At 58.0% G+C, this 21542-nt stretch carries 18 protein-coding genes; 6 read left to right on the top strand and 12 right to left on the bottom strand.

Annotated features, from left to right (window positions below):
• The gene (locus DQN55_RS05185) at positions 1-3156 is read left to right on the top strand and encodes an efflux RND transporter permease subunit (protein WP_048377981.1); all 3156 of its coding nucleotides are present in this window, start codon (positions 1-3) and stop codon (positions 3154-3156) included.
• Complete coding sequence (locus DQN55_RS05180) at positions 3153-4604, top strand: AdeC/AdeK/OprM family multidrug efflux complex outer membrane factor (protein WP_048377982.1); 1452 nt, start codon at positions 3153-3155, stop codon at positions 4602-4604. Before DQN55_RS05185 ends, DQN55_RS05180 begins: the two co-directional genes overlap by 4 nt.
• Before the next feature lie 63 nt (positions 4605-4667).
• Here DQN55_RS05180 and pcaC read toward each other — a convergent pair whose 3' ends face one another.
• The 8 genes from pcaC to pcaR all read right to left on the bottom strand — a co-directional run bounded on the left by pcaC (position 4668) and on the right by pcaR (position 12610).
• Positions 4668-5060, bottom strand: coding sequence for a 4-carboxymuconolactone decarboxylase (gene pcaC, locus DQN55_RS05175; RefSeq protein WP_048377983.1), 393 nt, complete (start codon positions 5058-5060; stop codon positions 4668-4670).
• Between the two features lie 10 nt (positions 5061-5070).
• The gene (gene pcaD, locus DQN55_RS05170) at positions 5071-5871 is read right to left on the bottom strand and encodes a 3-oxoadipate enol-lactonase (protein WP_048378446.1); all 801 of its coding nucleotides are present in this window, start codon (positions 5869-5871) and stop codon (positions 5071-5073) included.
• Positions 5872-5896: 25 nt separating this feature from the next.
• Positions 5897-7261, bottom strand: a complete 1365-nt coding sequence (locus DQN55_RS05165) for a 3-carboxy-cis,cis-muconate cycloisomerase (RefSeq protein WP_048377984.1) — start codon at positions 7259-7261, stop codon at positions 5897-5899.
• Between the two features lie 47 nt (positions 7262-7308).
• Positions 7309-8601 (bottom strand): MFS family transporter, encoded by a 1293-nt coding sequence (locus tag DQN55_RS05160; RefSeq protein WP_048377985.1) that lies wholly within the window; start codon positions 8599-8601, stop codon positions 7309-7311.
• Positions 8602-8735: 134 nt separating this feature from the next.
• The gene (gene pcaF / locus DQN55_RS05155) at positions 8736-9941 is read right to left on the bottom strand and encodes a 3-oxoadipyl-CoA thiolase (protein WP_172601020.1); all 1206 of its coding nucleotides are present in this window, start codon (positions 9939-9941) and stop codon (positions 8736-8738) included.
• Positions 9938-10720, bottom strand: coding sequence for a CoA-transferase subunit beta (locus tag DQN55_RS05150; protein ID WP_172601048.1), 783 nt, complete (start codon positions 10718-10720; stop codon positions 9938-9940). The genes pcaF and DQN55_RS05150 overlap by 4 nt, the downstream gene beginning before the upstream one ends.
• Positions 10717-11574 (bottom strand): CoA transferase subunit A, encoded by an 858-nt coding sequence (locus DQN55_RS05145; RefSeq protein ID WP_048377988.1) that lies wholly within the window; start codon positions 11572-11574, stop codon positions 10717-10719. Before DQN55_RS05145 ends, DQN55_RS05150 begins: the two co-directional genes overlap by 4 nt.
• A 193-nt stretch (positions 11575-11767) precedes the next feature.
• Positions 11768-12610, bottom strand: coding sequence for a pca regulon transcriptional regulator PcaR (gene pcaR / locus DQN55_RS05140; protein ID WP_048377989.1), 843 nt, complete (start codon positions 12608-12610; stop codon positions 11768-11770).
• Positions 12611-13340: 730 nt separating this feature from the next.
• Between pcaR and DQN55_RS05135 the strand changes: the two genes are divergently transcribed.
• Together DQN55_RS05135 and DQN55_RS05130 are read left to right on the top strand one after the other, a co-directional pair.
• Complete coding sequence (locus DQN55_RS05135; protein WP_048378447.1) at positions 13341-13541, top strand: hypothetical protein; 201 nt, start codon at positions 13341-13343, stop codon at positions 13539-13541.
• A 300-nt stretch (positions 13542-13841) separates the two neighbouring features.
• The gene (locus DQN55_RS05130) at positions 13842-15314 is read left to right on the top strand and encodes an inorganic phosphate transporter (protein WP_048377990.1); all 1473 of its coding nucleotides are present in this window, start codon (positions 13842-13844) and stop codon (positions 15312-15314) included.
• Between the two features lie 162 nt (positions 15315-15476).
• Here the strand turns inward: DQN55_RS05130 and ccoM are convergent, their stop codons facing one another.
• The 3 genes from ccoM to DQN55_RS05125 all read right to left on the bottom strand — a co-directional run bounded on the left by ccoM (position 15477) and on the right by DQN55_RS05125 (position 16363).
• The gene (gene ccoM, locus DQN55_RS22565) at positions 15477-15593 is read right to left on the bottom strand and encodes a cytochrome c oxidase subunit CcoM (RefSeq protein ID WP_048377991.1); all 117 of its coding nucleotides are present in this window, start codon (positions 15591-15593) and stop codon (positions 15477-15479) included.
• Positions 15594-15756: 163 nt separating this feature from the next.
• Entirely contained in the window at positions 15757-15918 is a 162-nt protein-coding gene (locus DQN55_RS22275; protein ID WP_088499999.1) for a hypothetical protein, read from the bottom strand.
• Between the two features lie 115 nt (positions 15919-16033).
• Positions 16034-16363 carry a hypothetical protein gene (locus tag DQN55_RS05125; RefSeq protein WP_048377992.1) on the bottom strand — a complete coding sequence of 110 codons (330 nt, stop codon included), beginning with the start codon at positions 16361-16363 and terminating at the stop codon, positions 16034-16036.
• Between the two features lie 172 nt (positions 16364-16535).
• Between DQN55_RS05125 and rapA the strand changes: the two genes are divergently transcribed.
• Positions 16536-19382: an RNA polymerase-associated protein RapA gene (gene rapA / locus DQN55_RS05120; protein ID WP_048377993.1), complete on the top strand. Its 2847-nt coding sequence runs from the start codon at positions 16536-16538 to the stop codon at positions 19380-19382.
• 300 nt (positions 19383-19682) lie between these two features.
• Here the strand turns inward: rapA and DQN55_RS05115 are convergent, their stop codons facing one another.
• Positions 19683-19988, bottom strand: coding sequence for a DUF2288 domain-containing protein (locus DQN55_RS05115; RefSeq protein ID WP_048377994.1), 306 nt, complete (start codon positions 19986-19988; stop codon positions 19683-19685).
• Positions 19989-20344: 356 nt separating this feature from the next.
• Here DQN55_RS05115 and DQN55_RS05110 point away from each other — a divergent pair, with 356 nt between their 5' ends.
• Positions 20345-21472 (top strand): branched-chain amino acid ABC transporter substrate-binding protein, encoded by a 1128-nt coding sequence (locus DQN55_RS05110; protein WP_172601047.1) that lies wholly within the window; start codon positions 20345-20347, stop codon positions 21470-21472.
• Positions 21473-21542: the final 70 nt, after the last annotated feature.

Here is a 21542-nt window from a genome sequence, read left to right as displayed (position 1 = left end):
ATGTCGAAATTTTTTATCGACCGTCCGATTTTTGCCTGGGTAATTGCCCTGGTCATCATGCTGGTCGGGGCTTTATCCATCCTGAGTCTGCCAATCAACCAATACCCGAGCATCGCGCCACCGGCCATCTCGATTGCAGTGAACTACCCGGGCGCTTCGGCGCAAACCGTGCAGGATACTGTGGTTCAGGTGATCGAGCAGCAGCTCAACGGGATTGACCACCTGCGCTATGTATCCTCGGAAAGTAACTCCGACGGCAGCATGAGCATCACGGCTACGTTCGAGCAAGGTACTGACCCGGATACCGCTCAGGTTCAGGTTCAGAACAAGCTCAACCTGGCAACGCCCCTGCTGCCTCAAGAAGTTCAGCAGCAGGGTATCCGTGTCACCAAGGCAGTGAAAAACTTCCTGATGGTGATCGGCGTGGTGTCGGAAAACGGCAGTATGAACAAGGACGACCTGTCGAACTACATCGTCTCCAACATGCAGGACCCGATTTCCCGTACTTCAGGTGTGGGCGACTTCCAGGTGTTTGGTGCTCAGTACGCCATGCGTATCTGGCTCGACCCGGCCAAGCTGAACAAATTCAACCTGACCCCGGTGGACGTCAAGTCGGCCATCAGCGCACAGAACGTACAGGTGTCCTCCGGGCAACTGGGCGGCCTGCCAGCAGTAAAAGGTCAGGAGCTGAACGCGACCATCATCGGTAAAACCCGTCTGCAAACCGCTGAGCAGTTCGAAAAGATCCTGCTCAAGGTCAACACCGACGGCTCACAGGTACGCCTGAAAGATGTCGCCGAAGTTGGCCTGGGTGGTGAGAACTACAGCATCAGTGCGCAGTACAACGGCATGCCGTCTTCGGGCCTTGCGATCAAGCTGGCTCCGGGCTCCAACGCCCTGGACACCGCCAAGGCACTGCGCGCAACCATCGCAGACCTGGAACCCTTCTTCCCCGAAGGCATGAAAGTCGTTTACCCGTATGACACCACTCCAGTGGTTTCTGCATCGATCGAAGGCGTACTTGAGACGCTGGTCGAAGCTGTCGCGCTGGTGTTCCTGGTCATGTTCCTGTTCCTGCAGAACTTCCGTGCCACCATCATCACCACGATGACGGTGCCCGTGGTATTGCTCGGCACTTTCGGGATTCTGGCCGCTGCCGGCTTCAGTATTAACACCCTGACCATGTTCGGCATGGTACTGGCCATCGGCCTGCTGGTGGACGATGCGATCGTCGTGGTTGAAAACGTCGAGCGGGTAATGTCCGAGGAAGGACTGCCACCCAAGGAAGCCACCAAGAAATCCATGGAGCAGATCCAGGGAGCGCTGGTCGGTATTGCTCTGGTGCTGTCGGCAGTATTGCTGCCAATGGCCTTCTTCAGCGGTTCGACCGGTGTGATTTACCGCCAGTTCTCGATCACCATTGTTTCGGCGATGGGCCTTTCGGTGCTGGTTGCCCTGATCTTTACCCCGGCCTTGTGCGCCACCATGCTCAAGCCAATTGCCAAAGGCGATCACGGCGAGAACAAGCGCGGCTTCTTCGGCTGGTTCAACCGCACCTTCGACAGCGGCGTAAAACGCTATGAAAAAGGTGTTGGCAGCATCCTGCGCCATAAGGCCCCGTACTTCCTGGCCTATGTCCTGATCGTTGTCGGCATGGTGTTCCTGTTCACGCGCATCCCGACCTCCTTCCTTCCGGAAGAAGATCAGGGCGTACTGTTTGCTCAGGTGCAAACACCGGCAGGCACGACCGCAGAGCGTACACAGGACGTCATCGACCGGATGCGTGAGTACCTGTTGACCGATGAGTCGGCAGCCGTATCTTCCGTATTTACCGTAAACGGCTTTAACTTCGCCGGTCGCGGTCAAAGCTCCGGCATGGCGTTCATCATGCTCAAACCCTGGGGCGAGCGTGATGCCGACAACAGCGTATTTGCGCTGGCAAGACGGGCTCAGGCGCACTTCTCAACGTTCCGCGATGCCATGGTGTTCGCTTTTGCACCGCCGGCAGTGATGGAGCTGGGTAACGCAACCGGTTTTGACGTTTACCTGCAAGACCGCTCCGGTATTGGTCACGAGAAGCTGATGGAGGCCCGCAACCAGTTCCTGGGGATGGCCGCTCAAAGCAAGATCCTGGCCGGTGTGCGCCCGAACGGCCTGAACGATGAGCCGCAGTACCAGCTGGAAATTGACGACGAAGCGGCCCGCGCCCTGGGCGTTGAGCTGAGCGACATCAACAACACCCTGTCGATCGGGCTGGGTGCCAGTTACGTCAACGACTTCATCGACCACGGCCGTGTGAAAAAGGTTTACCTGCAAGGTAAAGCCGATTCGCGGATGAACCCGGAAGACTTGAAGAAGTGGTACGTGCGCAATGGTGACGGAACCATGGTGCCGTTCTCGGCCTTCGCCAAGGGCAAGTGGATCTATGGTCCGCCCAAGCTCTCGCGTTACAACGGCGTAGAAGCCATGGAAGTTCTGGGTGCTCCGGCACCGGGCTACAGCAGTGGCCAGGCCATGGCTGAAGTTGAAGCACTGGCCAAGAAACTGCCGGCCGGTGTGGGGATTTCCTGGACAGGGCTGTCATACGAGGAGCGTCTGTCAGGATCCCAGGCCCCTGCCCTGTACGCTATATCCTTGCTGATGGTATTCCTGTGCCTTGCTGCACTGTACGAAAGCTGGTCGATCCCGATTGCCGTCATGTTGGTGGTGCCACTGGGGATTATCGGGGCGTTGATGGCGACGAGCCTTCGCGGGCTGTCCAACGACGTGTACTTCCAGGTGGGCTTGCTCACGACCATCGGTCTGGCCTCGAAAAACGCCATTCTGATCGTCGAGTTTGCCAAAGAGCTGCACGAGCAAGGACGAACCCTGACGGAGGCCGCGATTGAAGCGTGCCGCATGCGTCTGCGCCCGATCATCATGACCTCTCTGGCGTTTGTACTGGGCGTGATCCCGCTGGCCATCTCCTCGGGCGCAGGCTCGGGCAGCCAGCATGCGATCGGTACCGGCGTTATCGGCGGTATGATCACCGCTACCGTACTGGCCGTATTCTGGGTACCGCTGTTCTTTGTCGCCGTATCGTCCTTTGGCAGCAAAAAAGATTCAGAGAAAAAAGTGGACCTGACTAAAACTCCAAGCAACGAGGCTGGCCAATGAGCAAGTCCCTTCTAGCCCTCGCTGTCGCCGCGTTTACCCTGGGCGGCTGCTCGCTGATCCCGGATTACCAGCGCCCAGAAGCGCCGGTAGCGGCTCAGTACCCCGAAGGCCCGGCATATTCGCCAACCGAAGCGGCCAATCAGGCCGCCGCGGAACAAGGCTGGCGTCAGTTTTTCCATGACCCGGCCCTGCAACAACTGATTCAGACGGCTCTGGTCAACAACCGCGACCTCCGGGTCGCTGCGTTGAACATCGACGCCTATGCCGCGCAATACCGTATCCAGCGTGCAGACCTGTTCCCGGCGGTTTCGGCCAATGGCAGCGGTAGCCGTCAACGTACACCGGCAAACATGTCGCAAACCGGAGAGTCGGGTATCAGCAGCACCTACTCGGCGACGCTTGGGGTCAGTGCGTATGAACTCGACTTGTTCGGCCGGGTGCGCAGCCTGAGCGATCAGGCCTTGCAGAACTACTTCGCTACTGAAGAAGCCCGCCGCTCGACTCAGATCAGTCTGGTCGCCAGCGTCGCGAATGCCTACTTGACCTGGCAGGCCGACAAAGAACTGCTCAAGCTCACTCAAGACACGCTGAAAAACTACGACGAGAGCTATAAGCTCACCTTGCGCAGCAATGAAGTCGGAGTGGCCTCGGCCCTTGATCTGAGCCAGGCACGCACCTCGGTTGAAAACGCCAAAGTACAGCTGGCGAAATACACGCGCCAGGTCGCTCAGGACCAGAACAGCCTGGCCCTGTTGCTGGGCACGACCCTTCCGGACAACCTGCCGGCTAGCAAACCGTTGGCGGCAGATCTGTTGACCGAAGTGCCGGCTGGCTTGCCATCCGACTTGCTGCAACGTCGTCCGGACATCCTCGAAGCCGAGCACAAGTTGTTGGCCGCTAACGCCAACATCGGCGCGGCGCGGGCCGCATTCTTCCCGAGCATCAGCCTCACAGCCAATGCCGGGACCTTGAGCCCTGACCTGTCAGGGCTGTTCAAGGGCGGCTCGGGTACGTGGCTGTTTTCGCCGCAAATCAACCTGCCGATCTTCAACGCAGGGGCTTTGCGCGCCAGCCTCGACTATTCGAAAATCCAGAAGGAAATCACCGTTTCTCAATACGAGAAGGCGATCCAGACGGCATTCCAGGAAGTCTCCGACGGCCTGGCAGCACGCCAGACTTACAACCAACAATTGCAGGCACAAACCGATTTCGTCGCAGCCAACCAGAACTACTACCGCTTGGCCGAACGTCGCTATCGGATTGGTATCGACAGCAACCTGACCTTCCTCGACGCTCAGCGCTCGCTGTTCAGTGCACAGCAATCGCTGATCACCGACCGTTTGTCGCAGTTGACCAGCGAGGTCAATCTGTACAAAGCGCTAGGTGGTGGCTGGTTCGAACAAACCGGGCAAAACCGCCCTGTTTCGGACAAGCCGCCCAAGGCTTGATCGATACTGAATAAACAATAAACCCGCCAATAGGCGGGTTTATTGTTTCTGGACGAGTAAAGGTCAAACCCGCGATTCAACGCCCAGCTCATCCCACACCGACTCTGCCAGGTGGAACGTCGCATTGGCTGCCGGAATGCCGCAGTAGATCGCGCTTTGCATCAGCACTTCCTTGATCTCTGCGCGGGTGACACCGTTGCTCGCCGCCGCACGCAAATGCAGCTTGAGCTCTTCATTACGGTTCATCCCGATCAGCATTGCGATCGTGATCAAGCTGCGGGTATGCCGCGGCAGGCCCGGACGTGTCCAGATGTCGCCCCAGGCATGGCGGGTGATCATTTCCTGGAACTCGCTGTTGAACTCAGTCAGGGCATTCAGGCTGCGATCGACGTGAGCATCACCGAGCACTGCACGACGTACATTTAGCCCTTCGTCGTAACGTTGCTTTTCGTCCACAAATTGCTCCTTAAACCGCTTTGTCCGCCAACAAGAACGCCAGCACGCATTGGCTGAACGCTTCACCGGCCTGAACGTTGGACAGGTGGGCAGCATAGAATTCAGCGTATTGCGCACCCGACACACGCTCCTGAATAAAATGGCCACCCGACGGAGGTGTGACAGCGTCCTGCGTCCCGGCAATCACCAACATGGGCACTTTGATCCACCCCAGTTGATCGCGAAAATCCGCATCACGCACCGCCGCACAGTTGGCGGCATACCCTTGAGGCGAAGTGGCCGCAAGCATGTCGGTAATGCGCTTGGCCTGCTCTGGATGTGCCTGGGCATAGTCCGGTGTAAACCAGCGGGCAATCGATGCATCGCGCAATGCGACCATCGCGGCCGCCCCATCACGCAGCACGGTTTCAATACGCGGGTTCCACACCGAAGGCTCGCCAATCTTGGCGGCCGTGTTGCACACCACCAATTTTTTCAACCGCTCACCGGCATTGATCCCCAGCCATTGACCGATCAAACCGCCCATCGACAGCCCGCAAAAATGCGCACGTTCAATCTGCAGGGCGTCCAGCAGCGCCAGCACATCACGCCCCAACTGCTCGATGCTGTACGGGCCCTCAGTCACCAGCGACTGGCCATGCCCCCGGGTGTCGTAACGCAACACCTGGAAGTGCTTGGCGAACGCAGCCACCTGCGTGTCCCACATTCCCAGATCAGTACCCAGCGAGTTGGACAACACCAGCACCGGGGCACCTTGCGGGCCATCGATCTGGTAGTTGAGTTCACCATCAGCGAGTTGTACACGTTTCACCAGCTTCTCCTTTAGCAGCGCCAATTCAATGCGCCAACGAAAAATGTTCAGCCACTGCACGCTCGACCCAAGTCGTCGCCTGGCCGAGGTAATGGGCCGGATCGAGCAAGCAATCCAGTTCGGCCGCACTCAGGTGTGCGGTCACGCCAGGTTCATCGCCCAGCACCGCCCGCAAATGGCGTTGCTCGGACACCGCACGCTTGCAGCACTGTTCCAGCAGATGGTGTGCCGTCTCTCGGCCCACGCGCTGGGCCAGCACGATGCTGACCGCTTCTGCCAGCACCAGGCCATGGGTCAGGTCGAGGTTGCGTGCCATGCGCTCGACATCCACCTCCAGCCCTTCAGCAATATTCAGTGCCTGAGCCAGGGCCCCGGATACCAGGCAGCAGATTTCGGGCAAGGTTTCCCATTCGGCATGCCATAAGCCCAGGCTGCGCTCGTGCTCCTGAGGCATGGCGCTGAACAGGACGCTCAACAAGCCTGGCACCCGTGTCGCGGCACTGATCAAGACCGCCGACCCCACAGGGTTACGCTTGTGCGGCATGGTCGATGAGCCGCCCTTGCCCGGCGCCGCCGGCTCAAACACTTCGGCGGCTTCGGTCTGCATCAGCAGGCTGATATCACGCCCTACCTTGCCCAGGTTCCCGGCAATCAGGCCCAACACCGCGCCAAACTCCACCAGTCGATCACGCTGGGTGTGCCAGGGCTGATCAGGCATCTGTAAACCAAGCTCATCCGCCAGCGCCCGGGTTACAGGCAGGGCCTGATTACCCAAGGCCGCCAAGGTGCCTGACGCACCACCAAACTGCAGGCACAGCAGGCGCGGTTTCAATTCCAGCAATCGTTGGCGGTTACGGGTAACGGCTCCCAGCCAACTGGCGAGTTTCATGCCCAACGTGACAGGAGTGGCCTGTTGCAGCCAGGTGCGGCCTGCCAGCGGGGTCGCGGCATAACGCCGGGCTTGCCGAGCGAGGACCTCACCGAGACGCGCCAGATCATCCTCGATCAATACCAGAGCGGCACGCAATTGCAGTACCAGACCGCTGTCCATTACATCCTGGCTGGTCGCCCCCAAGTGCACATAGCGTTCGGCTTCAGGGGCCACAGCGGCAATCTGCTTACCCAAGGCCTTGACCAGCGGAATGGCCGAATTACCGGCGACGGCAATGGCCTGCCCCAAGGCATCGAAGTCGTAGAGTTCGGCCTTGCACGCCGCGCGGATCGAATCAACCGCTGACTGAGGAATCAGTCCGACCCTGGCTTGCGCCCGGGCCAGAGCCGCTTCAAAGTCGAGCATGGCCTGTACACGGCCATGGTCACAAAACACCTCGCCCATGGCCTTGGCCGTGAAATAAGCCTCAAACAGTTGATTGCTCGTTCGATCACGCATAACTCATCCTTTCGAGGCGCGCGCCACACTCGGCACGCGCAAGCACATCAGAGATCGTGGTGCAGGTATTTGGGCTGTTTGGGCAAGCGGAAGCTGAACAGAAAAGCAATCGCCATCATCACCGTCACGTACCAATAGAAAGTGTTTTCCATGCCCATCGACTTGAGACCCAAGGCAACGTATTCCGCCGAACCACCAAAGATAGCGTTCGCGACAGCGTAGGCCAGGCCAACCCCCAAAGCCCGCACCTGTGGCGGAAACATTTCGGCCTTAACCAGCCCACTGATCGAGGTGTAAAAGCTGACAATTGCCAGCGCCAGCGTGATCAGCACAAACGCCAAAAACGGGCTGGTGATGGTTTTCAAACTCAGCAAGATCGGCACTGTGCACAGCGTGCCCAAGGCGCCAAACCAGAGCATCGAGTTACGGCGACCAATCTTGTCTGCCAGCATGCCGAATATCGGCTGCATGCACATATAAAGGAAGAGCGCACCGGTCATGATGTAACTGGCGGTCTTGGCATGCATGCCAGCCGTGTTCACCAAGTACTTCTGCATGTAGGTGGTGAACGTGTAGAAAATCAGCGAGCCGCCTGCTGTGTAACCCAGCACGGTAATAAACGCAGCCTTGTGGTCGCGGAACAGAGCAGCCACGCTGCCTGCATCCTTGTCCTGTCGGGTTTCGGCGCTGGTTGTTTCTTTCAGGCTGCGACGCAGCAGCAGCGAAATCAGTGCCGCAAGAGCCCCGATGACAAACGGGATGCGCCAGCCCCAAGCCCGTAGCTCGTCTTCGGACAAAAACTGTTGAAGAATGACCACGACCAGCACCGCCAGCAATTGACCGCCGATCAAGGTCACGTACTGAAACGACGCAAAGAAACCACGCTGGCCCTTAAGCGCCACCTCACTCATGTAGGTCGCGGTGGTGCCGTATTCACCCCCCACCGACAATCCCTGGAACAGCCGCGCCATCAATAGCAAAGCGGGTGCCCAGGCGCCAATGGCGTCGTAAGTCGGCAAAAAGGCAATGACCAATGACCCGGCACACATCATGAGCACCGAGATCATCATTGAGTTCTTGCGTCCGTGCTTGTCAGCCACTCGGCCAAACAGCCAGCCACCAATCGGACGCATCAAGAAGCCAGCCGCAAACACCCCGGCCGTGTTCAACAGCTGAACGGTGGGGTCATCTGAGGGGAAAAAAGCGGGGGCGAAGTAGATTGCACAAAAGGCGTACACATAGAAATCGAACCATTCGACCAGGTTGCCCGAGGAGGCGCCCACAATCGCAAAGATCCTTTTCCTGCGTTCCTCTCCTGTGTAGTGAGTATCTGTTGTCATGTTGTAAAGACTCATCCAGGGTTAGTTGCACGTAGAAATATCTTGCAACACTCAGGACCGCAACCACAATTTGTCTGAGCGACAGAGACCTCTGGCGCTCAGACAAGTGTTGGTTCCAATGCTTGCGGCTCGCCTCAGACCCGTTCTATGGCCAGCGCCAAACCTTGGCCGACGCCCACACACATCGTCGCCAGGCCTTTCTTGCCCCCGGTTTTTTCCAGTTGATGCAGCGCCGTCATGACGATGCGAGCACCGCTCATGCCCAATGGATGACCCAGCGCAATCGCTCCGCCATTCGGATTGACCTGGGGTGCGTCATCCGCCAGCCCCAACTCGCGCAACACCGCCAAGCCCTGGCTGGCGAACGCTTCGTTAAGCTCAATCACGTCAAAATCGCTGACCGCCAACCCCAGGCGTTCCACCAGCTTGCGTACGGCAGGCACCGGGCCGATCCCCATAACCCGGGGTGCTACACCGGCGCTGGCCATGCCCAGTACCCGTGCACGCGCTGTCAGGCCGTGCCGTTTTACCGCATCGGCCGACGCCAGGATCAGCGCCGCAGCGCCGTCGTTAACACCCGAGGCATTGCCCGCGGTGACGGTTTTATCAGGACCGTTGACCGGCTTGAGTTTGCTCAAGGTCTCAAGGCTGGTGTCCGCACGCGGATGCTCATCGCGCTCGACCACGGTTTCGCCTTTTTTATGGGCGATACGTACCGCCACAATCTCTTCTGCAAAGTAGCCTGCCGCCTGAGCCGCCGCGGTACGTTGCTGGCTGCGCAAGGCGAAAGCATCCTGGTCTGCGCGTGAGATCCGGTAATCGTCGGCCACGTTATCCGCGGTTTGCGGCATTGGATCGACGCCGTATTGAGCGCTCATCAGCGGGTTGATAAAACGCCAGCCAATGGTGGTGTCTTCAAGCTTCATGTTGCGCGAATACGCCGCGTCAGCCTTGCCCATGACAAACGGCGCGCGCGACATCGACTCGACGCCCCCGGCAATGGCCAGCTCCATTTCGCCGCTGGCAATCGCCCGGAATGCCGTACCGATTGCGTCCATGCCCGAGGCACACAAACGGTTCAAGGTTACGCCCGGAATGGTCTCCGGCAACCCGGCCAGCAATGCCGCCATCCGTGCGACGTTACGGTTGTCTTCGCCCGCCTGGTTGGCGCAGCCGAAAAACACCTCATCAACTTCGTCCCACTTCACGCCCGGGTTGCGCTCCATCAGTGCCTTGATCGGCGTTGCAGCCAGATCATCAGCGCGCACGGCAGCCAGGCCACCGCCAAAACGGCCAATCGGCGTACGGATTGCGTCACAGATAAATACTTCGCGCATCATGCTTCTCCTGGCGCTTGACCGTGGGCCAGCGCGGTGCGCGTCTCCAGATCGCGCAAGGCGCTGAGTTCAACCTCAGTCGGCTCGGCAGTCAGTTCCACGTTGTCGGCAAAACGGATGGCCCAACCGGTAGCTGCAGTGACTTGCTCACGGGTTACACCCGGGTGCAAGGCCGTGACCACAAACTCATTGGTTTGCGCTTCAGGCTCCATGATGCACAGGTCGGTGATGATCCCAACCGGGCCAGCCCCCGGCAGCCCGAGGCGTTTGCGGGAATCGCCGCCTTCGCCGTGACCGACCGAAGTGATGAAGTCCAGCTTGTCGACGAACGAACGGGCGGACTGCTTGAGAATGATCAGCACACTTTTCGCCGAACCGGCGATCTCAGGTGCGCCACCGGCACCCGGCAAACGGACTTTAGGCTGGTGGTAATCGCCCACGACCGTGGTGTTGATATTGCCGAAGCGGTCAACTTGAGCAGCGCCCAGGAACCCCACATCCACCCGGCCACCTTGCAGCCAGTAACGGAAAATTTCGCTGGTAGAAACGACGGTATCGGCGGTTTCGGCCAGTTCACCATCGCCGATCGACAGCGGCAGCACGTCGGGCTTGGCACCAATCGGGCCGGACTCGTAAATCAGTACCACATCAGGCGACGACGTCAGTCGCGCCAGGTTGGCAGCTTTGGAAGGCAGGCCGATACCGACAAAACACACCGAACCGTTTTTCAAACGGCGAGCGGCAGCTACGGTCATCATTTCATTAGTGGAGTAAGCCATTATTTTGCCTCCGAAGCGCTGGCCAACTTGGCCTGGAACTCACTGAAATTGGCAGTGCCGAGGATGTATTCATTGATCCAGGCAGTAAACGTCTCACGGTCGCGGGCAATCGGGTCCCACGCCTGATAGAAACGGTTATCGCGTTCTGTGTAACCGTGAGCGTAAGACGGGTGCGCCCCGCCCGGCACATGGCACACCGCACTCAATGCCCAGGTCGGCAAGACGCACGCGTTCATCGGGGCTTGCAGATCGTCGACGATTTCTTCAACCGTAACGATGCAGCGCTTGGCCGCCAGTGCTGCCTCTTTCTGCACGCCGAGGATGCCCCAGAGCAAGACATTGCCTTTGCGGTCGGCTTTTTGTGCATGAATGACAGTGACATCGGGGCGTACCGAAGGGACGGCGGCCAGTACTTCGCCTGTAAACGGACAGGTCACGGTTTTGATCAGCGGGTTAACTTTGGGCAGATCCGATCCTGCGTAGGCTCGCAGCACCGCGAATGGAAGGCCCGAAGCCCCAGCCACGTAGGCATTGGCCAGGTCGGCGTGGCTGTGTTCTTCGATTTCCAACGGCTGCGGCCATTGCTTTTCAACGGCATCGCGCAGACGGTGCAGCGAACCCACGCCAGGGTTGCCTCCCCAGGAGAAAATCAACTTTCGTGCACAACCGGCACCAATCAACTGATCGTAGACCAGGTCAGGTGTCATCCGTACCAGTGTCAGGTCTTTTTTACCCTGGCGGATTATTTCATGGCCCGCAGCAGTCGGGATCAGATGAGTGAAACCTTCAAGCGCAACGGTGTCGCCATCGCTCACAAACTGTTTCACGGCGTCGTGTAACGAAATGATATCTGCCATCTGGGGTAGCTCCCGATTCTTGTTGGCCACTGCAGTAGAAGAAGGTGTGCCAGGGGCGACACCGTATGCCTGCAGGTTAAGCCGCCGTCACGGGCCAAAACAATCCGATAATCGACTATGTGTTCGTTTATCGAACACATAGTTAGCTTGCTGGCTAATGTCAGATTGAAGCAGCGGGGGAGCTATTGCGCCATCATGTAAACAGCTGAGCACTCAACTCACGGCTGGAACTGAGCATGATCGGCAGGAAGCGCTGCTCCAGCTCTGTGCGTGTCACCCGACCGGCGTGGGTGCTGACATTCAAGGCCGCCAGCACTTGCCCTGAAGCGTCGTATACCGGTACGGCAATCGAGCGCAGCCCTTGCTCCAGTTCCTGATCGACCACACACCAGCCCTGCTCGCGCACTTGCTGCAAACACTCAAGTAATGCCTCAGGCGTGTGCAGGGTGCGGCTGGTCTTGGCTTGAAAGTCACCGTGCGCCAGGTATTCGTTTAGCGTCACGTCATCCAGGGCAGCCAACAGGATGCGGCCCATGGACGTGCAGTACGCCGGCAGCCGGCCACCCACGGACAAGTCCACCGAAATTAATCGCTGGGTCGTTGCCGAGCGGGCAATGTAAAGGATGTCATCGCCTTCAAGCGTCGCCATGTTGCAAGCCTCGTGCAATTGCTCGCTCATGCGATCCAGATACGGTTGGGCGGAAACCGCCAGAGGGGTCGATGACAAATAGGCATGCCCCAGGGTCAAGACCTTGGGCAACAGAGAGTAAGTGCGGCCATCGGTGGTGGCATATCCGAGCTTGATCAACGTATACAAGCAACGACGCACCGCCGCTCGCGGAATTTCAGTGCGATGGCTGATCTGGGCAATGGTCAGGTGCCGTTTGCGTTCCTGGAACGCCTGCACCACAGCCAGACCACGGGCCAGCGAGGCCATGAAGTCAGGATCGCCGGTAAACGCTTGAATACGTTTTGCAGGCGAAGCCACAATCGGTGGCGCGATACTGGCAACGGCATTGCGCAATTGATCACTCATTCACTGTCTCCGGCTGAAGCTCGTTCTCGTTATTGTTATTACATCCCGCCCGCGGCACAGAGCACCCTCGGCACGCATGACCCGGGCGATTATCGAACCACTGACCGATAATCGCAATTCGATCCTCCTCCCTCCGAGAACTCATGAGTCTTCCCCAGGCTACTTTCTCGCGGCACATGACTTCACCCGTGTTAATTCAAATCACCCAGGCTAACAACCGGATAAAGGATAGAGAGCGTCGGTTATATATCGCTCAGCCTTTAAACTCCGCCAGCGTGTGAGTAACTTGCACGGGCAATTAGCCGCTGCCTTATTATTAGATCAATCCCGGTAACTTTTCTCCTCAGAAACAGCTCCCTCAATAGAACATTGACGTGCCTAAAGGGCTTCGGCGATAGTAGCGGTATTACTCAGGCATTCTGTCCCTCAGTAATTGAATGCACAGGATCAAGCGATCACTGCGGCAGTGAACACTCTTGCACCGCCTGCTCACTACGCCCCCATGGTTAAACATCCCGGTGCACCGCGAGTTACCTCCCTGACGGGTGAGTACTTAACTGCCGCGACGCTCATGCATTATGAATGACCGCACGCTGTGCAGAGAAAACGGTGTATTAAATCTGATGCTGCCCAACGCCTTTGGCCCAGTGCAGAACACCGACATTAAATGAATTGGCCATTCACGCATGATGGCCCACCCGATTAAATCCTTACTCAATTAGGTATGACTGTGACGAAAGACGAACTGCGCGCAGAACTTGAGCGTCAGGAACAACGTTACAAGGATGTATACGGTGGTGAAGTGACCACCTACGCCGCTCAACCCGAGCCTGAGCGTAAACCGTGGCGTAAACGCGCCAGCCTGCTCGACCAGGCGTTCACCCAGGAAATTCAAAAAATCGAAAAAGAACTCAAGTCCGAAGAGCCCTGAGCTCGCAGGCTGAAAACCGGGCATAACGACAGACCTTAAAGCCCGGCGCCCTCCTGAACGCCTCTGATATGAGAAATTTCATGCGCTCGATGCAGGTCATGACAAAGGGTTTAAGCGGCTCTTCAGGATCGCTTATACCCTTTGAAATCAGGGGCCTGTAGAGGTTTTCTGACGCCAAGGAACGGACGCGTCTTACAAGCTTTTTCATTTACAGATGTTACCAACGTACAGCTAATGCATCGAATGCCTCGGTTTTCTGGCATAATCCGGCCCCCTTTATGACCGTGTCAGAAAACCTTCATGATCGATCTATTAAGCGGATTGGACGCCTGGGTTCTTATCAGCCTCTTCTTCGCCCTAGCCTTTGTTCTCGCGTTTGAGTTCATCAACGGCTTTCATGACACCGCGAACGCGGTAGCGACTGTCATCTACACCAAAGCCATGCCGCCTCATCTGGCGGTGTTCTTTTCCGGTGTGTTCAATTTTCTCGGCGTTCTGCTGGGCGGGGTCGGCGTGGCATATGCCATCGTTCACCTGCTGCCGGTAGAGCTTCTGGTAAATGTAAACACCGGACATGGCCTGGCCATGGTGTTCTCACTGCTTGCAGCAGCCATCACCTGGAACCTGGGTACCTGGTACTTCGGGATTCCGGCGTCGAGCTCGCATACCCTGATCGGCTCGATTCTGGGCGTCGGCCTGGCCAACGCCCTGATCAGCGGAATTCCGGTGAGCGACGGGGTTAACTGGCAAAAGGCTATCGACATTGGTGCCTCGCTGGTGTTCTCGCCAATGGCTGGCTTCCTGGTTGCCGGTCTGGTGCTGGTCGCCCTGAAGTGGTGGCGTCCGGGGTCCAAGATGCACAAGACCCCTGAGCAACGCCGCAAGCTGGATGACAAGAAGCATCCGCCGTTCTGGAACCGTCTGGTTCTGGTGATCTCGGCCATGGCGGTGAGCTTCGTTCACGGTTCCAACGATGGCCAGAAAGGCATCGGCCTGATCATGCTGGTACTGATCGGCATCGTGCCAAGCGCATTCGTTCTGGATCTGAACAGCACGACCTATCAGATCGAGCGTACTCGCGACGCCACCCTGCACCTGAATCAGTTCTATCAGCGCAACAACGCTTCGCTGACCGAATTCCTGGCTCTGGGCAAAAGCATCAAAGGCGATCTGCCGGATCAGTTCAGCTGCAACCCGCAGCAAACCGAACCGACCATTGACGCGCTGCTAGGCTCGTTGAAAGGCGTGTCCGACTACCACTCGATCCCGGCTGAAAAGCGTATCGAGATCCGTCGCTACCTGCTTTGCCTGGACGACACCGCAAAGAAAGTCAGCAAATTGCCAGTGCTTGATTCCCGCGAGAAAGCGGACCTCGAGAAACTGCGCAAAGACCTGACCGCCACCACTGAATACGCCCCGTTCTGGGTGATTCTGGCAGTAGCACTGGCCTTGGGCCTGGGCACCATGGTCGGCTGGAAGCGCGTGGTTAAAACCATCGGCGAGAAGATCGGCAAGCAGGGCATGACCTATGCCCAGGGCATGGCGGCCCAGATCACCACTGCCTTCGCCATCGGCATGGCCAACATCTTCTCCCTGCCGGTATCGACGACGCACATTCTGTCGTCGGGTGTAGCGGGTACCATGGTCGCCAACAAGAGCGGCCTGCAAGGCGGTACGATCAAGACCATCCTGATGGCATGGGTGCTGACCTTACCGGCCACCATCGCATTGTCTGCAACGCTGTTCTGGCTGGCGTCCAAAGTTCTCGCCTGATCCGCGCCGTACAAAAAGGTACGCCTCTCACGGGGCGTACCTTTTTTTATGCCCTGAATCCGTCCGGAATACGGGTTACATCTTCTGATCACTTTTCTCCGGACAAAAAAATAGGCGACCGAAGTCGCCCAAAATGCCTTGCGTGCTCATCCCCTGGCGGACTCAGCGCTGTTTGCGCTTTTGCATGTCCTTCCAGATAAAAATGCCCAGACCCGCGAAAAACAAAAGCATGAGGCCGACGGTCAGTACTCCGGCGATAACCACATTATCGAGAAACATGACGACCTCCTGCGCTCTGCCCGTGCATCCAGGGCGTGTCCGTATGTGTTGAAGCCAGATTAACCGGACGCGCAGCCGAGAACTTGACCGGGATCAATAATGATCAACGGTCACGCAGCATTAAGAGGGGATTATTGATACAGATCATCTAAAACGCCGTGGCTCAGCGTTTTTTGGGTTTGCCCTTCGGCTTTTTCTTGGCTTTTACCAAAGGCATTGCCTGCTCGAAGGCCTGCCGCACTTCATTCAATCGCTTTTCATTCAGGTCATGCACGCGCTTTGCACGCTCGGCACCCAGGTCAACCAGCTTGTTGTCTTGGCTCATAGCGCAATAAGGTCACTGTCAGTGTGTTCAAGTCGGAGGACTGAGGCCATAACAGCCCTAGTCAATACGGCCAATAATGCGACGCCCCAGCCTCGCTGACCAGAAAAAATCTGGCTCACACTTCAATATCGACCCATAAACCCTGACGCTGGGCGACATCGGCCAAAGGAGAAGACGGTACGGCGCCGTCCGCATTCAGCGCTCCACCGGGGTCAACCTCACCCTCCTCCGCCTGAGCCTCACGGCGGCGCTTGTCATGCTGGCGCTGCTGCTCCTCACGCAACAGCAAAGCCGCCTGATCCGTATCGTGGTGTTTGAGATCAATTGCATTCTCACCCGTGCTGGCTTGCGTAGCCGTCACTGGAGGAATGTCTGGCCGCTGACGGGCCGGGTCTTGCGAGGAGGTAACCGGAACAACGCTGAGCGGTAGGATCGGCGGCAACATAGTGATCGTGCTCCTGTTTGAAGGTGTCGGTGGCGAGTCGATCGACGTGGGCCACTCGTCGAAAATCAACACCGGACCGATTCAAGCCGCGTAGCTTTTTATGAGAGTGCTTTGGACTGAAGCCCATGATCCGTTAATATACTCGGCTTTTTCGAAGCGGGAGTCAGGCAGCATGGCGCAGCAGTATCAACCGGGGCAACGCTGGATTAGTGACAGCGAAGCTGAGCTAGGTTTGGGCACCGTTCTGGCACAGGACGGTCGCTTGTTGACCGTGCTCTATCCGGCCACTGGCGAAACCCGTCAATATTCGCTGCGCAATGCACCGCTCACGCGTGTACGTTTCTCGCCGGGTGACACGATCATCCACTTCGAAGGCTGGAAGATGACCGTGCGCGAAGTCGAAGATGCCGACGGCATCATGGTCTACCACGGGCTCAACGAGCAAAACGAAGCCGTCACCCTGCCGGAAACCCAGCTCTCGAACTTCATCCAGTTCCGCCTGGCCAGTGATCGCTTGTTTGCCGGCCAGATCGACCCGCTGTCCTGGTTTTCCCTGCGCTACCACACCCTCGAACACACCAGCCGCCAGTTGCAATCGCCGCTGTGGGGCCTGGGTGGCGTACGGGCACAACCGATTGCCCACCAATTGCACATTGCCCGTGAAGTGGCAGACCGTATCGCACCCCGTGTACTGCTGGCTGACGAAGTGGGTCTGGGTAAAACCATCGAAGCCGGTCTGGTCATCCATCGCCAGCTGCTCAGTGGCCGTGCCAGCCGCGTGCTGATCGTCGTGCCGGAAAACCTGCAGCATCAGTGGCTGGTTGAGATGCGCCGTCGTTTCAACCTCGAAGTGGCGTTGTTCGACGAAGAACGTTTCATTGAAAGCGATGCCAGCAACCCGTTTGAAGACTGCCAGCTGGCGCTGGTAGCGCTGGAATGGCTGGTAGACGACCCCAAGGCCCAGGACGCCCTGTTTGCAGCCGGCTGGGACCTGCTGGTGGTCGACGAAGCGCACCACCTGGTATGGCATGAAGATCAGGTCAGCCCCGAGTATGACCTGGTTGAACAACTTGCCGGGGTGATCCCGGGCGTGTTGCTGCTGACCGCAACTCCGGAACAACTGGGCCAGGACAGCCACTTCGCCCGTTTGCGCCTGCTCGACCCGAACCGTTTCCACGATTTGGCGGCCTTCCGCGCCGAAAGCGACAACTATCGCCCTGTGGCCCAGGCGGTTCAGGAACTGCTGGATAAAGGCCGTCTGTCGCCAGAAGCCCATCAAACCATTCATGGTTTCCTGGGTGCCGAAGGGGACAGCTTGCTGGCTGCCGTCAACGAAGGCGACGCCGAAGCCAGCGCTCGCCTGGTGCGCGAATTGCTGGACCGTCACGGCACTGGCCGTGTCCTGTTCCGAAATACCCGCGCCGCGATTCAAGGATTTCCTGAGCGCAAACTGCACGCTTACCCGCTGCCGTGCCCGGACGAATACCTGGAGCTACCGCTGGGTGAACACGCCGAACTGTATCCGGAAGTCAGCTTCCAGGCCCAGCCGGACACCAGCGAAGAAGAACGCTGGTGGCGCTTCGACCCTCGGGTTGAGTGGCTGACCGACACGCTGAAGATGCTCAAGCGCACCAAAGTGCTGGTGATCTGTGCTCACGCGGAAACCGCAATGGATCTGGAAGACGCTCTGCGCGTGCGCTCCGGCATCCCAGCGACGGTCTTCCACGAAGGCATGAACATTCTTGAGCGTGACCGTGCAGCAGCCTACTTCGCAGACGAAGAGTTCGGCGCCCAAGTACTGATCTGCTCCGAAATCGGCAGTGAAGGCCGTAACTTCCAGTTTGCGCACCACTTGGTGCTGTTCGACATGCCGTCCCACCCGGATCTTCTGGAACAGCGTATTGGTCGTCTGGACCGAATCGGCCAGAAGCACGTCATTGAACTGCATGTGCCTTACCTTGAAACCAGCCCGCAACAGCGCCTGTTCCAGTGGTACCACGAAGCACTGAATGCCTTCCTCAATACCTGCCCTACCGGCAACGCCCTGCAACACCGGTTCGGTCCACGCCTGCTGCCGTTGCTTGAAGCCGCAGACGATGAAGAGTGGCAGGCCCTGATCGATGAAGCGCGGGCCGAGCGCGAACGCCTCGAACAAGAACTGCACACCGGTCGCGACCGCCTGCTGGAGCTTAACTCCGGTGGTTCGGGCGAGGGCGAGGCGCTGGTTGAAGCGATCCTTGAGCAAGACGATCAATTCACCTTGCCGATTTACATGGAAACCCTGTTCAACGCCTTTGGCATCGACAGCGAAGACCATTCCGAAAACGCCTTGATCCTCAAGCCCAGCGAAAAGATGCTCGACGCCAGCTTCCCGCTGGGCGACGACGAAGGCGTCACCATCACCTACGATCGCAACCAGGCGCTGTCGCGTGAAGACATGCAGTTCATCACCTGGGAACACCCTATGGTGCAGGGCGGCATGGATCTCGTGCTCTCCGGCTCGATGGGCAACACGGCGGTAGCGCTGATCAAGAACAAGGCACTGAAGCCCGGGACAGTCCTGCTTGAGCTGATTTACGTCAGTGAAGTGGTCGCGCCCCGCGCCTTGCAGCTGGGTCGTTACCTGCCGCCGGCTGCCCTGCGCTGCCTGCTGGATGCCAACGGCAACGACCTGTCGTCCCGGGTAGCCTTCGACACCCTGAACGAACAACTGGAAAGCGTACCGCGGGCCAGTGCCAACAAGTTCGTTCAAGCACAGCGTGACAGTCTCACGCCGAAGATCAACGCCGGCGAAGCCAAAATCGCACCGCGTCACGCAGAACGTGTCGCAGAGGCCCAGCGTCGCCTGGCAGCCGACACCGAAGAAGAGCTGGCACGCCTGACCGCCCTGCAGGCGGTTAACCCGAGCGTGCGCGACAGCGAACTGGTTGCCTTGCGCAAACAGCGCGAGCAAAGCCTGGCAATGCTTGAAAAAGCCGCCCTGCGCCTTGAAGCAATTCGCGTCCTGGTTGCAGGCTAACAGCGGTAACCGCGACCGCAGGTTGTGATGGGGCATCGTTGAGGCCCGTCGCAGCCTGCGGCAACGGCTACAACGCCCATCACGGGCTGTTTCTCCCCCCCCTCCCTAATCCGGCCGATTGGCACGGCGACCTGCCGTTCATGACCGCACACATCGCCGGACAGACACAAAAAAAACGCCGCAGCAGCAACTGTGGCGTTTCTCTACGGCAATTTGCCACTACCCAGTTTCGAGTTACTGGCCTACACACTTAAGGTGTGTGAGTCCCGGCAAATAACCGCCCTGATTTAGGGCGCTGAATTATTTTTGCGCCCTTTCCTGGATCATTATCCAGGGCGTGACCACCACTGCCCAAAGCTCAGGGTCGCGCTCAACGAAGTCCAGAGCCTGCGATGCAGACACTTTGCTTAAAGATCCCGAGGCCATCCAGGCCGCGACTTTCTCTGCCTCATCCTGGCTCATTGCCTGCGCCGCTTCGATCAAGTCGAGCTCGGGTGCGATCCACAACACTTCCCCCTTGGCGAAGAATTTCTCCAAGGCTTTCCATTCGATAGTTGAGGTCTCGCCAAGCAGCTTGGCATAGAGGGTGCTAGGTTCTTGGTTCATGGGTTTCACCAGGTAAAAAATCGACGCAATGATAGCGCCGCATACCCGGTAGAAAAACCCGATTTCAGGTAAAGGCGCGAGGAAAGAACAGAGAGTCTTGGCAGCAGCGTTGAGATAGCAACATTCTGATAAATATCACCAGCCTGATTCGCCGCCATTCTGTCTCTTTCTTTCGTTTAAGCGACATTTCCTGTTTTTTCCCCTGGCAGCCTGCTATTCAAGCGTTGAACCGGCGCTCTACACTGTACCGGTACAGTTGCAAGGGGGAATGATCGGGAATTTCGCTCAAAGAAGACCCGGTCCGGCTGCCTTGGCTTCCAGGACTATAAAAATTACAACAGAAGAGTGGAGCACCAATAAAGATGGCTAAGAAGCAGATTACTAAACTGTTTGCCGCGATGGTTCTGGCCGGTGTTGCCAGCCATTCGTTTGCGGCGGATACCATCAAGATCGGTATCGCGGGCGCCCGGACAGGCCCAGTCACTCAGTATGGCGACATGCAGGTTGCCGGCGCCGAAATGGCCGTCGAGCAAATCAACGCCAAGGGCGGCGTTAACGGGAAAATGCTTGAGGCCAAGGTGTACGACGACGCTTGCGATCCAAAACAAGCCGTTGCCGTCGCCAACAAAATCGTCAATGACGGCGTCAAGTTTGTGGTCGGTCACCTGTGCTCCAGCTCCACTCAGCCTGCTTCGGACATCTACGAAGACGAAGGCATCATCATGATTACCCCGGCAGCCACGGCTCCGGAAATCACCGCACGCGGTTACAAGCTGGTGTTCCGTACCATCGGCCTCGACAGTGCCCAGGGTCCGGCGGCCGGCAACTACATCGCCGATCACGTCAAACCGAAAACCGTTGCCGTCCTGCACGACAAGCAACAATACGGTGAAGGTATCGCCACTGCCGTTAAAAAGACCCTGGAAGACAAAGGCGTCAAAGTTGCTGTCTTTGAAGGCGTCAACGCTGGCGATAAAGACTTCGCGGCCATCATCTCCAAGCTCAAGCAAGCAAACGTCGACTTCGTCTACTACGGCGGCTACCACCCTGAGCTGGGGCTGATCCTGCGCCAGGCCAAGGAAAAAGGCCTGAACGCCAAGTTCATGGGCCCAGAAGGCGTGGGCAACGATTCCATCTCGCAAATTGCCCAGGGCGCATCCGAAGGCCTGCTGGTTACCCTGCCGCAGGCATTCGACCAACTGCCGGAAAACAAGGCACTGGCTGATGCATTCCAGGCCAAGAAGCAGGACCCGACCGGCCCATTCGTGTTCCCGGCCTACTCCGCAGTTGAAGTCATCGCCAAGGCCATCGAGCAGACCAAAAGCGAAGACACCGACAAAGTTGCCAAAGCCATCCATGAGGGTACTTTCAAGACCCCAATGGGCGACCTGAGCTTCGATGAGAAAGGCGACCTGAAGAACTTCAAGTTCGTCATCTACGAATGGCACTTCGGCAAACCTAAAACCGAGGCAAATCCTCAGTAAGGTCCGGTTCTTGATCTGACAATGAAGCCCACTGCATGCGCGGTGGGCTTCGTTTTATGGAATATGGGCC

This window comes from Pseudomonas taetrolens, from assembly GCF_900475285.1.
Lineage (GTDB): Bacteria > Pseudomonadota > Gammaproteobacteria > Pseudomonadales > Pseudomonadaceae > Aquipseudomonas > Aquipseudomonas taetrolens.
This window is presented reverse-complemented; position numbering and strand designations above follow the sequence as displayed.